The organism is Streptomyces sp. NPDC055189, from assembly GCF_053606765.1.
Window position 1 is genome coordinate 36249 of record NZ_JBSGSG010000075.1, and the last position, 11619, is coordinate 47867.

Below are 11619 nucleotides of genomic sequence, written 5' to 3' on the forward strand. Positions count from 1 at the left end.
CCCCGTTCTCACCGTTCTAATTGACGAGCGCGCTCGGTTTGCCCTTGCTGCGCGGTCGTTCCTCGACCATCTTGCCCCAGACGATCATTCGATACTTACTCGTGAATTCCGGGGTGCAGGTGGTCAGTGTGATGTACCGGCCCTCTTTGGTGAAGCCCGACCCCGGAGGGACAGGACCGATCACCGAGGTGTTGCTGGGCTGGGTCTGCGGCAGGATGCTCGCCATCTTGTAGACGAAGTACTTGTCCTGCGTCTCCACGATGATGGGATCGCCCGGTTCGAGCTGGTTGATGTACCGGAACGGCTCACCATGGGTGTTGCGATGCCCGGCGACCGCGAAGTTGCCCTTCTTGGCGTCCGGCATGGGCGTCTTGGTGCCGCCCTCGTTGTAGTGGCCGACCATGCCGCGGTCCAGGACCTTCGACTTGTCGATGCCCTCGGCGATCGGCACGACCACGTCGAGGCGGGGGATGTGAAGGAGCGCGAAGCCCTGTCCCGGCTCGAAGGCGCCCGGCTTGCCCTTGCCCTTCGCCCACTCCTCCTGGAGGTCGCTGGCGGCGCCGTTGGCCTGCTGATGGGCGCGGATGTTCGTCCACCACAGCTGGTACGTGACGAAGAGCAGCATCAGCACGCCCACGGTGATGAACAGTTCACCGATGCCCCGGCTCAGCACGGCGCCGGCGGAGGGCCTGCGGGCGCGCTCGGCGCGGCGGGCCTCCACGCGGGAGAGAGGGGCGGCCGATGCTCCCGCAGAGCCTGTGGCGGCGCGGGGAGCGCCCTTCTTGGCAGCTTTGCGGCGGGCGGCCCGGCCACCCTCCGCGGGGCGCTCCGGGGGGCGCTCCTGCTCGGGGTCCGATTCGGAGTGCGATTCGGAGTGTGATTCAGAGTGTGATTCAGAGTGCGGATCGGAGTGTGGATCGACTATTCGGCGCGTGTCCGCCGTCCGCAGCCCTACCGTCTCGTCGTCCACCGGCGGCTGGGGGCGTGGCTGCGGCTGCACGGCCTCCGGTATCGGTTCGTACGCCGGAGTCGGCTGCTGCGGGGCGTACGCGCCGTACAGCTCCTCGTACGTCGGCTCCCGCACCCCTTGCCAGTCGCGGGCGTACCCCGCGGGGTCGTACCACTCCTGCTCCTGCCGCTGCTCCGGCTGCGGGGTCGGCTGCGGCTCCGGCTCGGCGGGCCCGCTGCGGAACCACGGCGAAGGGTGCTGACCCGGCAGCGGATCGGTCAGCGGGTCGGCGAGGTGGTCCACGGCCGCCTCGAACGCCCCGAGCTCCTCGGACGCCCCCTGCTCCCCGTACGACGCGTACTGGTCGTCGTACGGCAGGCCTGAGGAATCGCGCTCGGGGCGCAAGGCGGTCACGCCGTGGCCCTGCCCACCACCGGGGCAAGACCACTCGACCGACCGACCGCCCCGGCGTCCCCGCACTCCACCAGCCAGTTGGCGAGCATGTGGTGGCCGTGCTCGGTGAGCACCGACTCGGGGTGGAACTGCACGCCCTCGACCGGCAGTTCACGGTGGCGCAGGCCCATGATGATGCCGTCCTGCGTACGCGCGGTCACCTCGAGCTCGGCCGGAACCGTGGCCGGCTCGGCAGCGAGCGAGTGGTAACGCGTCGCGATGAACGGCGACGGAAGGCCGGCGAAGACGCCCTTGCCCTCGTGCACCACGGGAGACGTCTTGCCGTGCAGCAACTCCGGCGCGCGGTCCACCACTCCGCCGTACGCCACCGCCATCGACTGCATGCCGAGGCAGACGCCGAACACGGGCACCCCGGTGCCGGCGCAGTGCCGCACCATGTCCACGCAGACGCCTGCCTGCTCGGGCGTGCCGGGTCCGGGCGACAGCAGGACGCCGTCGAAGCCGTCCTGCGCGTGGCGCAGCTCGACCTCGTCGTTGCGCACGACCTCGCACTCCGCACCCAGCTGGTACAGGTACTGGACGAGGTTGAAGACGAAGCTGTCGTAGTTGTCGACGACGAGGATGCGGGTCGGGCGTCCGTCGGTACTCACTGGCCGTCCACCGTCACATCGTTGAAGGGGAGCAGCGGCTCGGCCCAGGGGAAGACGTACTGGAAGAGCACGTAGACCACAGCGAAGACGAGCATCAGCGAAAGCAGCGCCCTCACCCATGCGTTTCCCGGCAGATGCCGCCAGATCCAGCCGTACATGCCGTCCCTTCCGTAGCCGTACGGCACCAGACTAACGGCGCAGTGCCTCTGGTTTCCCGGCCTCGACGGGCTGGGTGGCATCGAGGTGCGCCCAGACGATCAACCGGTGGCTGTGGCCCCACTCTGGCTCACAGGTCGTAAGTGTGAGGTAACGGCCTGGACCATCGAACCCCGACTTGCGCGGAACCGCGTCGATGACGCCGGTGTCGCCGGGCAGCGTCTTGTAGGGCTTCTTGTCGATGCGGTACGTGAACCACGTGGTGCCGTCGGTCAGGATCACGGGGTCGTTCGGGCGCAGCTTCGGGAAGTCCTTGAACGGGTCTCCGTAGGTGCGGCGGTGGCCGGCCACGGAGAAGTTGCCGCGCTGGCCGAGCTGCGCGGTGTCCCCGTAGTGACCGAGCCCCTTCTTAAGGATGTCGGTCCCCGTGCCCTCGAGCACCGGCTTGTTCCACGTGAAACCAAACCGCGGGATGTACATGACGGCGAAGGGCTTGCCGTCCTCGTAGGGGGCAGGCTTCTTCGGGGACGACGCCTCCGAGGACTCGCCGTCCGTGCGCGCGGGCACCGAACCCTGCGCCCACTGGTCCTGGAGCGTGTCGATCTGGCTGTCCATGGCGTTGTCGGCCTTCACGCCGGTCCAGAACAGGACGTACACCACGAAGAGCACGATCAGCGTGCCGACGGTGATGCACAGTTCGCTGAACGTCCTGACGAGCACTCGCACCGACACAGGCTCCCCCAGCGGCTTACTCCACGGGCTTCGCGTAGTGGAGATCCACTGTGCCCGAGTAGCCGGGAAGAGTCATCGCCCCGTCGTCATCGACTTTCCAGCCGAGGCCGTACGCGTTCACGTACAGCATGTAGTTCTGGATCTCCGGAGACGCGGCGAGCGCCGTCTTGAGCTTCTCGGGGTCGCCGACCGCCGTCACCTTGTACGGCGGCGAGTAGACGCGGCCCTGGAGGATCAGGGTGTTTCCCACGCAGCGCACGGCGCTGGTGGAGATGAGCCGCTGGTCCATGACCTTGATGCCCTCGGCGCCGCCCTGCCAGAGCGCGTTGACCACGGCCTGGAGGTCCTGCTGGTGGATGACCAGGTCGTTGGGCTGGGGCTCGGGGTAGCCGGGGAGCTTGGCGGTGGCGTTCGGCGGGGCGTCGGCGAGGGTGACGGAGACGGCCTCACCGCTGAGCTTCTTGGTGCCCGCGTTCTTCTCCAGTGCCTTGAGCCGCGCGTCGTCGGCCTTGGTGCCGCCGTTGTCGCGCTCGGCCAGGGACTCGACGTCGTCGCGCAGGGTGCCGTTGGACTCGTCGAGCTTGCCGTTCTTGTGGCTGCGCTCCTCGATCAGGTCGGAGAGCTTCAGCAGAGAGGCGTCGGTGCGGATGTTCGTGCCCTTGGCCGTGTTGAAGCTGGTGAAGAAGATGAGGCCCGCGAGCGCGAAAACGGCGGCCGTGAGCAGCCGGACCGGCCGCCAGCGAGGACGTCGACCCGGACCTGCGGGGGAGTCGGCAGAATTGCTCAACGTACCCTTATCTCCTTCAGCGCCGCGGAAGCACTACGCTAACGGACGCCCGGGGGAGGGCTCAGCTCCCCGTATCGACAGGAGAGACCCTCGTGCCGAAGTCACGGATCCGCAAGAAGGCCGACGATTACACGCCGCCCGCGAAGAAGGCGACGAACATCAAGCTGACCAGCCGTAGCTGGGTGGCACCGGTGATGCTAGCGATGTTCCTCATCGGGCTCGCCTGGATCGTCGTCTTCTACGTCACCGACGGCAAGCTGCCGATCGACCCGCTGGGCAACTGGAACATCGTGGTCGGCTTCGGCTTCATCGCCGCGGGGTTCGGCGTCTCCACCCAGTGGAAGTAGCGCGGTTCCCACAGGGCCGCGCGCAAGCCTTGCCCTGAGTTATCCACAGCGCTATCCACATCCCGGCCTCGGCTGGGGAAAAGAAAGACGATCTGTGGATAACTTCCCGAACGTTGACGCCGGTATGACTGGCTGATCGACATGCAAGCCCTCACAGGCCCCTTGCGCTTCCTGGGGAAACCCAGGTCAGCGACAAGGGGCACTGTTGTTCCCCACAGAATGCACAAGCATGGGCACACGCTGTGGACAACCGTGACCATCGGACGACAACAATGACCGTCAGCCGAGCTGAGCGGTCCTGATGAGCACAGCCGCCAGGACCACGATCAACACCACGGCACAGGTCCCCCACTGCACGAGCTCCCGCCGCTCGCGGGGCGCGTGCACCATCCCGTACGCGATCGCGACACCGGCGACCAGACCGCCGACGTGCGCCTGCCAGGCGATGTCGGGCCAGGTGAACGTGAAGAGCATGTTCAGCGCGAGCAGCGCGATGACCGGGCGCATGTCGTAGTTCAGGCGCCGCATCAGGACCGCGGTGGCGCCGAGCAGACCAAAGATCGCTCCGGAGGCCCCGAGCGAGGGGTCGCTCGGACCGACCAGGAAATAGGTGAGCGCGCTGCCGGCCAGGCCCGAGAGGACGTAGAGCGCGAGATAGCGGGCGCGGCCGAGCGCGGCTTCCAGCGGACCGCCGAGCCACCACAGACCCAGCATGTTGAACGCGATGTGCCAGATCTCCTGGTGCGCGAACATCGACGTCACCAGGCGGTACCACTGGCCTTCGGCGACGCCCTCGGTCGGCGCGTACGGGTAGGGCGGCCATTCGCCGATCAGGAAGAGATCACCGACGAGTTCCTTGTTCACGCTGATCGCGATGAACACGAAGACGTTTATCGCGAGCAGGATCTTGGTGACCAGGCGCGGGTCGGCGGCGATCGAACCGCCCGCGATGGTGCGCGGCTGGTTCGCCGCGGGTGAGTGTCCGGTGCCCGAGCCCTCGCGCACGCACTCGGGGCAGTGGAAGCCGACCGAGGCGCTGATCATGCACTCCGGACAGATCGGGCGTTCGCAGCGGGTGCAGCTGATGCCCGTCTCGCGGTCCGGATGCCGGTAGCAGCCGGGCAGGTTCGATGCGTCCTGTGGCCCCTGCGGGCTGCCGGGTGCCTGGTCCATGGGGTCCCCTCAATGTCCGTACGAAGGCACAGCTACGCCCACGCGTGCGAACGCACCGCCCCGCCCTTCCTTACGGATGGGCGGGGCGGTTTGGTTCCCTCGCGGGGTGCGCCGGTGTCAGGCGCCGCGGGTTTCGATGACGACCGACTCGATGACCACGTCGTTCACCGGGCGGTCCGTGCGCGGGTTGGTCTGCGTGGCCGCGATCTCGTCGACGACCTTTTGGCTCGCCGGGTCCGTGACCTCACCGAAGATGGTGTGCTTGCGGGTGAGCCAGGCGGTCGGGGAGACCGTCACGAAGAACTGGGAGCCGTTGGTGCCCGGGCCCGCGTTGGCCATGGCGAGCAGGTAGGGCTTGTCGAAGGCGAGGTCGGGGTGGAACTCGTCCTCGAACTCGTAGCCCGGACCGCCCGTGCCGTTGCCCAGCGGGTCGCCGCCCTGGATCATGAAGCCGCTGATGACGCGGTGGAAGATCGTGCCGTCGTAGAGCCGGCCCGTGGACTTCTTGCCGGTCTCCGGGTTGACCCACTCGCGCTCGCCCTGAGCGAGCTCGACGAAGTTCTTGACCGTCTTCGGCGTGTGGTTGGGGTGCAGGAGCACCTCGATGTCGCCGCGGTTGGTCTTCAGGGTGGCGTAGAGCTGCTCGGCCACGGTCTGCCTTCCGTTGTCTTCTGTGACGTCCTGATACTCCCACGGACCGGATTGGGACGAGTAGTCACCGAGTGGGAGCGCGCCGCGACGATCCGTGGCATTGTCGGCGAAGAACTCTCCTTGTACCGATTTGATCAAATTCATGGCACCCGGATGCACCCGGATGCCCGCCCTCTCGTGCCTCGGAGTCACCTGGAAGGCATGATCCGGTAAAGGGTGGAAAGGTGACATACCTATAAGCCACCGAGGAGGAGGATCCCGTGACCCGCATCGACAGCGTGCGCGCCGCGACCGGTTCGGCGAGGGACAGCGTGCGGCATGCCGCGGAGGCGGTGGCCCCCTACGCCGGCACGGCCAAGGACCAGGCCGTCCATTACGCGCACGAATCCCGCGCACGGCTCGCGCCCAAGGTGTCGCAGGCCGCCGAACAGGCCCGTGTCCAGTACGGCGCTCACGTGGGGCCGCGCATCGAGCAGGCCCGTGCGCACGTGCCGCCGAAGGTCGACCACGCCGCGCACGAAGCCGCCGTCCGTACCCGCAAGGCGGCCGGGCAGGCCCGCGAGGCCGCCCGGCAGGCCGCCGACTATTCGAAGCCGCGGATCGAGAGTGCCGTGGCCGCGGCCCAGCCCGTCCGTGAGGAGGCGGCGTCCCGCGGGTCCGCGGCGCTGTCCGCCCTGCGCGGCGAGGTCTCTCCCAAGGAGATCCGACGGCTGACCCGTAAGCACAACCGCCGGGCTCGTGCCGGGCGCGTGGCCAAGGGCCTCATCGTCCTGGGCATCGTGGCCGGCGGGGCGGTCGCCGCCTGGAAGTGGTGGGACAAGCAGGCCAACCCGGACTGGCTCGTCGAGCCGCCGGCCGCCACGGAGGTCCCCGACAGCACGCCGCTGACTTCGGTCGACGGCAGCGGTCAGGCCTCCCTCGACCCCGAGGTCCAGGCCAAGCAGGCCGAGACCGAGGCGTCGGAGCGCGACGACCTGCGCTGACGTGCACTGACCTGCACTGACCTGCGCGAAAGCCCGAACAACGCCGTAGGGCGGGACCACCTCTGAGGTGGTCCCGCCCTACGGCGTTTCTGTGGAGCCTAGGAGATTCGAACTCCTGACATCTGCCTTGCAAAGGCAGCGCTCTACCAACTGAGCTAAGGCCCCGAAAACGGTGCACCCATCCGGAAGAATATCGCTCCGGTGGGCAACGCAGACCAGAGTACCGGGTCACCCCCCAGATCTCGCAAAAGGATTGGGGGTCCCGGTGAACGACCACGCTCCGTAAGATGCTCGGCGTGGTTCGCGGCAGCGAACCACGGTTTTTTGGGGAAGCGATGGGGAGACGCAATGGACGCCGCACAGCAAGAAACGACCGCGAGAGCGCGAGAGCTCCAACGGAACTGGTACGGAGAGCCGCTGGGGGCGCTCTTCCGCCGTCTCATCGATGATCTGGGCCTCAACCAGGCACGCCTCGCCAGCGTCCTCGGTCTGTCCGCGCCCATGCTGTCCCAGCTGATGAGCGGGCAGCGCGCCAAAATCGGCAACCCTGCGGTCGTCCAGCGCGTGCAGCTCCTTCAGGGGCTGGCGGGCCAGGTCGCCGACGGCAGCGTGAGCGCCGCCGAGGCCACCGACCGCATGGACGAGATCAGGAAGGCCCAGGGCGGCTCCGTCCTGACCAACACCACGCAGGCGCTGCCGACTTCGAGTGCGCCCACGGTGAAGCGTGTGGTGCGCGAGATCCAGTCACTGTTGCGCTCCGTCGCGGCGGCGGGCGACATCATCGATGCCGCGGACGCCCTCGCCCCGACCCACCCGGAACTGGCAGAGTTCCTCCGGGTATACGGAGCCGGACGCACCGGTGACGCGGTCGCCCACTACGAGGCGCACCAGAGCTGAGCCGCCGGCCGGGCCACCGGGCGGCCCGGAGAGGAAGCAATGCGCGACCATGGGTGAGGTCTTCGCCGGCCGCTACGAACTGGTCGACCCGATCGGCCACGGGGGAGTCGGAGCGGTCTGGCGCGCCTGGGATCACCGGCGGCGCCGGTATGTGGCCGCCAAGGTCCTGCAACAGAGCGACGCACACGCGCTGCTGCGCTTCGTGCGGGAACAAGCGCTCCGGATCGACCACCCCCATGTGCTCGCGCCCGCCAGTTGGGCCGCCGACGACGACAAGGTCCTGTTCACCATGGCCCTGGTCGCCGGCGGCTCGCTGGCTCACGTGATCGCGGACTACGGCGCGCTGCCGCCCCGCATGGTCTGCACGCTCCTGGACCAGCTGCTCTCCGGCCTCGCGGCGGTGCACGCCGAGGGGGTCGTGCACCGTGACATCAAACCGGCCAACATCCTGCTCGAGGTCACCGGCAACGCGCGTCCGCATCTGCGGCTCTCCGACTTCGGCATCTCGATGCGGAAGGGCGAGCCGCGGCTGACCGCGACCGACTATGTGGTGGGGACGCCCGGGTACTTCGCTCCCGAGCAATTGATGGGTGCCGAGCCGGACTTCGCCGCCGATCTCTTCGCCGTCGGCCTGGTGGCCCTGCATCTGCTGGAGGGCGCCAAGCCGGACGCCCAGGCCCTGATCGAGCATTTCGCCGCGCACGGCACGCCAGGCGCGCCACAGGGCGTGCCGGAGCCGCTGTGGCAGTTCGTCGCCATGCTGCTCCAGCCGGACCCGCGGGCGCGGTTCGGCAAGGCCACGAACGCGCGCAGGGAGCTGAATTCGGTCGTCGAGATGCTGCCCGAGCCGGGCCCCGACGACGAGATCATCGAGATCTACGACCAACTGGGCCCACTGCCAAAGGGTTTCGGCCCCGACGGCCCTCTCACGGCCCCGCCGCAGCCGGACTTCGCTCCCCCCTCCGTACCCTCCGCACCACCGTCCGTACCGCCCCCACCTCTCTCCGCGCCGCAGACGGGAAGCGTCCCGCCCACTCCGCCGCGGACTCCGGCTCCGCCGCCGCAACCGGCGACGCCACCCCCGCTCCCCGCTCAGTTCCCGCATGTCCCCGCCCCCTACGAGGCGCCGACTCCGATCCCGAATCAGGTCCCGGTCGAGGCCCCGGTCCCGGTCGAGGTCCCGGTCCACGTCCCGGCGCAGGCCTTCGGTCAGTTACAGACCTACGAGTCGGCACACTCCGTGATGCCAGGGGCGCACCGCGTGTCCGCCCCTACTTATCCATACACCGCCCAAGCCCCACAGGTTCCGCTCCAGAGCCGGCCGGTTACGCGGCGACGACGGCAGAAGCGAACGGGACCGCCCGCGAAGGTGGCGATCCCGATGCTGCTGGCGGCGCTGGTGTGCTTCGCGGTGGGCTTCTGGGCCCTGACGCAGACCTGATCGGTCCGGACCCGGACCGAGGTCGAACGGACCCGAATCAGGCCGCCCGCCGCCGCCCGACCAGCGTCCACACGCCCAGGATCGCCAGCAGCAAGGCCCCGGAGCCGAACCCGCCGGCGGCGACCACCTTCATGACGCCCCTACCACTGCCACTGCGACCGCCGCCGTCACCGCTGTCGCCCCCACTGGCACCCGCGCCCCCGCTCCCTGCAGCCGTCAGCCCCCGCTCCGCGGCATCCTCGTCCCGCCCCGTGACGCCGAACAGATCCGCGGGCCGCGCCGCCCCCATATAGGCGGGCGCCTCCTTCGCAGTGCCCTCGACGCCCACCCGCAGCGTCAGATCCAGCGCCCCCTCGCCGAACTGCCCGGCGACCTTCGGACTGAGATGGACCGCGAGGTAGTACCACCCGGCGACCCGCGTCCCGGTCACGCCGTCGATCGGGGAGTAGCGGTTCTCGTACGCGACGGGCGCCATGGGGTCCAGCGCGGTCGAGCTCTGCTTGCCGTCGTAGGCCGTATCCGTTTCGTCGACGCGTGCGCGCACCGGATTGGACAGTGACATGACCAGCGCCGCGGGGATGTACTCGTCCTCGCCACCGCTCGTACTGCCCAGCTCGGCGCTGGCGGAGATCTGCTGCCCCCAGTCGACCGGCACGCGGTAGAAGAGCGTCTGGCCGGGCTCGATCCGGTCCCCCCAGGCGCCCGTCCGCAGCGCACGCGCGTCGTTGAAGCCCGTGCCGCCCCTGCGTTCCCTTCGCTCACCGGCGGGTGGCGTGGGCGAGGCGGAGTTCCACGTTTCGGGGGGCACCGTAGAGGCGCCCTTGGCCACTCCCGGCTCCGAGACGACCCGGAGCTCCGTGTCCCACGTCTCCGTACTGGATCCGGGCCGGCTGTTCCGCTCGACCACCACGTAGTACGTGCCGGCCGCCTTGCACCGGTTCTCGGCGGGGCCGACCTCCCGTACCGCCCAGGCGGTGACGGGCCGCGGGCTCTGCGACGTACCGAATCGGGCGTCCTGGGAGTTGCACCTGTTGCCGTTCGCGTCCTGCAAGGACACCTCGACGCCGTCTCCGTAGACAACCCGTGAATCCAGGCCGGGTACGGCGGTGGCCGAGACGTAGACGGTCTCTCTGGCATCGAGTTGAAGCTGGTAGTAGAGCTTGCCTCCGCGCGCGAGGGAGCTCTTGTACGTCGTTCCGGGCGTGAGTTTCGCGCTGCCCGTGCTGCTCTTCGCGCCTTCGACCGGCACGGCCCGGTCGTCGAAGGCGTACGGGCTCGGCGTGCCCGCCGCCGTGGCCGCCCCCGGCAGTGCCATCACCACACACAGCGCCGCTCCCGCGGCCAGCGCCGCCCGGCCTCCGCACAGCCGCCCCATTACGTGCCACCCCTCCCCGATGCCACAGCCGTCCCGCCCACTCATGCCCGTGCGGACACTCAACAACCTTTGCTCACGCAAGGCGATGACTTGCACACGCAAGAGCGAGGAGACAAAGAGATCCGGACAGCACAGGGCCCCGACCGCAGAAGCGGCCGGGGCCCTGTGACGAGACTGTTGTCTGTACTCACGAACCCGTGGGCACGGAGTCAGTCGCCTCCGTCCACAGATCCTGCTCGGCGCGATCCGCCTGGATCTGGCGGTACACGAGGAGCCCGCCGATGGCGGCCAGTGCGACCAGGAGAAGCTTCTTCACCGCGCGACCTCGTCTTTCTTGACGTAAGGGACCTCTGGCGCCCGACTATACACACCGATCGATACCGATCGGTGACCTGGATCCACCCCAACTCCCGCCCCGAACACAGCAGTCGAATCGGGCGTCGCCGCCCCTTTGGCGCCTCACGGCCCGCTGACACGTTCGAGGCTCCTGACCTCACCCGGGCCTCTCCCGGGCCCCTCAGGAGCCTTTTAAGGCCATTCGGGTGGTGTTCATCTGAACATCGACGCGCCACGAGCGTCGGTCCCCCACTCTCGGCCCCACATACACATCATGAGGAAAGTACGCAAATCGCCCAACCCGAAAGTGAGACGCCATGACCGGCTCCAAGGCCATGAAGCTGTGGACCACGCTCATCACCGCCTTCCTCGCACTCTTCGCCACGCTGGGATTCACCACGACGGCAGCGGCGGCCACGCCCGCGCAGCAGGCCACGGAAACATGCGAGAGCGCGCCGGCCATGACGGCACCGCTGGCGGCCTACTGGGCAGCAGCGTACGAACGGTCCCTGCCGCCCACGATGAAGCAGCGCATCCGCGCCGAGGCACACGGGTCATCGCCCAGCTGCCGCCACCTCCCCACGGACGACACGGAGACGGCGATCGAGGCCGAGGCCCATCCGGGCGGGCTCGCCGCGGAGCCGTAGTCACGGCCCCGGCCGGCTCGGTCGCAGTCCCCCAGGGCACCCCACAGACACGAAGAAGACCCCCAACCGATGGGTTGGGGG

Annotated in this window: 14 protein-coding genes and 1 tRNA gene; 5 read left to right on the forward strand and 10 right to left on the reverse strand. The window is 68.7% G+C overall.

The window, feature by feature from the left end; all coding sequences use genetic code 11:
* Window positions 1–16 precede the first annotated feature (16 nt).
* Genes ACWFR3_RS35980 through ACWFR3_RS36000 form a run of 5 tightly spaced genes read right to left on the reverse strand, consistent with a single transcriptional unit; the run spans window position 17 to window position 3688 of the window.
* The gene (locus tag ACWFR3_RS35980) at window positions 17–1363 is read right to left on the reverse strand and encodes a class E sortase (RefSeq protein ID WP_453738901.1); all 1347 of its coding nucleotides are present in this window, start codon (window positions 1361–1363) and stop codon (window positions 17–19) included.
* On the reverse strand, window positions 1360–2013 hold the full coding sequence (locus ACWFR3_RS35985) for an aminodeoxychorismate/anthranilate synthase component II (RefSeq protein ID WP_453738902.1): 654 nt from the start codon (window positions 2011–2013) through the stop codon (window positions 1360–1362). Before ACWFR3_RS35985 ends, ACWFR3_RS35980 begins: the two co-directional genes overlap by 4 nt.
* Window positions 2010–2171: a hypothetical protein gene (locus ACWFR3_RS35990; RefSeq protein WP_383284977.1), complete on the reverse strand. Its 162-nt coding sequence runs from the start codon at window positions 2169–2171 to the stop codon at window positions 2010–2012. Before ACWFR3_RS35990 ends, ACWFR3_RS35985 begins: the two co-directional genes overlap by 4 nt.
* A gap of 31 nt (window positions 2172–2202) precedes the next feature.
* Window positions 2203–2895: a class E sortase gene (locus tag ACWFR3_RS35995; protein ID WP_453738903.1), complete on the reverse strand. Its 693-nt coding sequence runs from the start codon at window positions 2893–2895 to the stop codon at window positions 2203–2205.
* Window positions 2896–2917: 22 nt separating this feature from the next.
* Complete coding sequence (locus tag ACWFR3_RS36000) at window positions 2918–3688, reverse strand: DUF881 domain-containing protein (protein WP_453738904.1); 771 nt, start codon at window positions 3686–3688, stop codon at window positions 2918–2920.
* A gap of 92 nt (window positions 3689–3780) precedes the next feature.
* Here ACWFR3_RS36000 and crgA point away from each other — a divergent pair, with 92 nt between their 5' ends.
* Entirely contained in the window at window positions 3781–4035 is a 255-nt protein-coding gene (crgA, locus tag ACWFR3_RS36005) for a cell division protein CrgA (RefSeq protein ID WP_160506128.1), read from the forward strand.
* Between the two features lie 279 nt (window positions 4036–4314).
* On the opposite strand, the gene ACWFR3_RS36010 is transcribed toward crgA, so the two are convergent.
* Together ACWFR3_RS36010 and ACWFR3_RS36015 are read right to left on the reverse strand one after the other, a co-directional pair.
* On the reverse strand, window positions 4315–5208 hold the full coding sequence (locus ACWFR3_RS36010) for a rhomboid family intramembrane serine protease (protein WP_453738905.1): 894 nt from the start codon (window positions 5206–5208) through the stop codon (window positions 4315–4317).
* 117 nt (window positions 5209–5325) lie between these two features.
* Entirely contained in the window at window positions 5326–5859 is a 534-nt protein-coding gene (locus ACWFR3_RS36015; RefSeq protein ID WP_453738906.1) for a peptidylprolyl isomerase, read from the reverse strand.
* 260 nt (window positions 5860–6119) lie between these two features.
* Here ACWFR3_RS36015 and ACWFR3_RS36020 point away from each other — a divergent pair, with 260 nt between their 5' ends.
* Window positions 6120–6842, forward strand: a complete 723-nt coding sequence (locus ACWFR3_RS36020; protein WP_453738907.1) for a DUF5324 family protein — start codon at window positions 6120–6122, stop codon at window positions 6840–6842.
* 92 nt (window positions 6843–6934) lie between these two features.
* Here the strand turns inward: ACWFR3_RS36020 and ACWFR3_RS36025 are convergent.
* Window positions 6935–7007, reverse strand: a tRNA-Ala gene (locus ACWFR3_RS36025).
* A gap of 183 nt (window positions 7008–7190) precedes the next feature.
* On the opposite strand from ACWFR3_RS36025, the gene ACWFR3_RS36030 reads away from it, so the two are divergent.
* Window positions 7191–7739, forward strand: a complete 549-nt coding sequence (locus ACWFR3_RS36030) for a helix-turn-helix domain-containing protein (protein WP_453738908.1) — start codon at window positions 7191–7193, stop codon at window positions 7737–7739.
* A 49-nt stretch (window positions 7740–7788) separates the two neighbouring features.
* Window positions 7789–9180: a serine/threonine-protein kinase gene (locus ACWFR3_RS36035; protein WP_453738909.1), complete on the forward strand. Its 1392-nt coding sequence runs from the start codon at window positions 7789–7791 to the stop codon at window positions 9178–9180.
* 37 nt (window positions 9181–9217) lie between these two features.
* On the opposite strand, the gene ACWFR3_RS36040 is transcribed toward ACWFR3_RS36035, so the two are convergent.
* Window positions 9218–10555 carry a hypothetical protein gene (locus ACWFR3_RS36040; protein ID WP_453738910.1) on the reverse strand — a complete coding sequence of 446 codons (1338 nt, stop codon included), beginning with the start codon at window positions 10553–10555 and terminating at the stop codon, window positions 9218–9220.
* A gap of 187 nt (window positions 10556–10742) precedes the next feature.
* On the reverse strand, window positions 10743–10871 hold the full coding sequence (locus tag ACWFR3_RS36045; protein ID WP_003999697.1) for a DLW-39 family protein: 129 nt from the start codon (window positions 10869–10871) through the stop codon (window positions 10743–10745).
* A 337-nt stretch (window positions 10872–11208) separates the two neighbouring features.
* On the opposite strand from ACWFR3_RS36045, the gene ACWFR3_RS36050 reads away from it, so the two are divergent.
* Entirely contained in the window at window positions 11209–11538 is a 330-nt protein-coding gene (locus ACWFR3_RS36050; RefSeq protein WP_453738911.1) for a DUF6344 domain-containing protein, read from the forward strand.
* Window positions 11539–11619: the final 81 nt, after the last annotated feature.

What these genes read in the sequence shown, in the direction of transcription:
- ACWFR3_RS35990 (WP_383284977.1), bottom strand. Translation starts at nt 2,171, where the DNA reads ATGTACGGCTGGATCTGGCGGCATCTGCCGGGAAACGCATGGGTGAGG.
- ACWFR3_RS36010 (WP_453738905.1), bottom strand. Translation starts at nt 5,208, where the DNA reads ATGGACCAGGCACCCGGCAGCCCGCAGGGGCCACAGGACGCATCGAAC.
- ACWFR3_RS36030 (WP_453738908.1), top strand. Translation starts at nt 7,191, where the DNA reads ATGGACGCCGCACAGCAAGAAACGACCGCGAGAGCGCGAGAGCTCCAA.
- ACWFR3_RS36035 (WP_453738909.1), top strand. Translation starts at nt 7,789, where the DNA reads ATGGGTGAGGTCTTCGCCGGCCGCTACGAACTGGTCGACCCGATCGGC.
- ACWFR3_RS36040 (WP_453738910.1), bottom strand. Translation starts at nt 10,555, where the DNA reads ATGGGGCGGCTGTGCGGAGGCCGGGCGGCGCTGGCCGCGGGAGCGGCG.
- ACWFR3_RS36050 (WP_453738911.1), top strand. Translation starts at nt 11,209, where the DNA reads ATGACCGGCTCCAAGGCCATGAAGCTGTGGACCACGCTCATCACCGCC.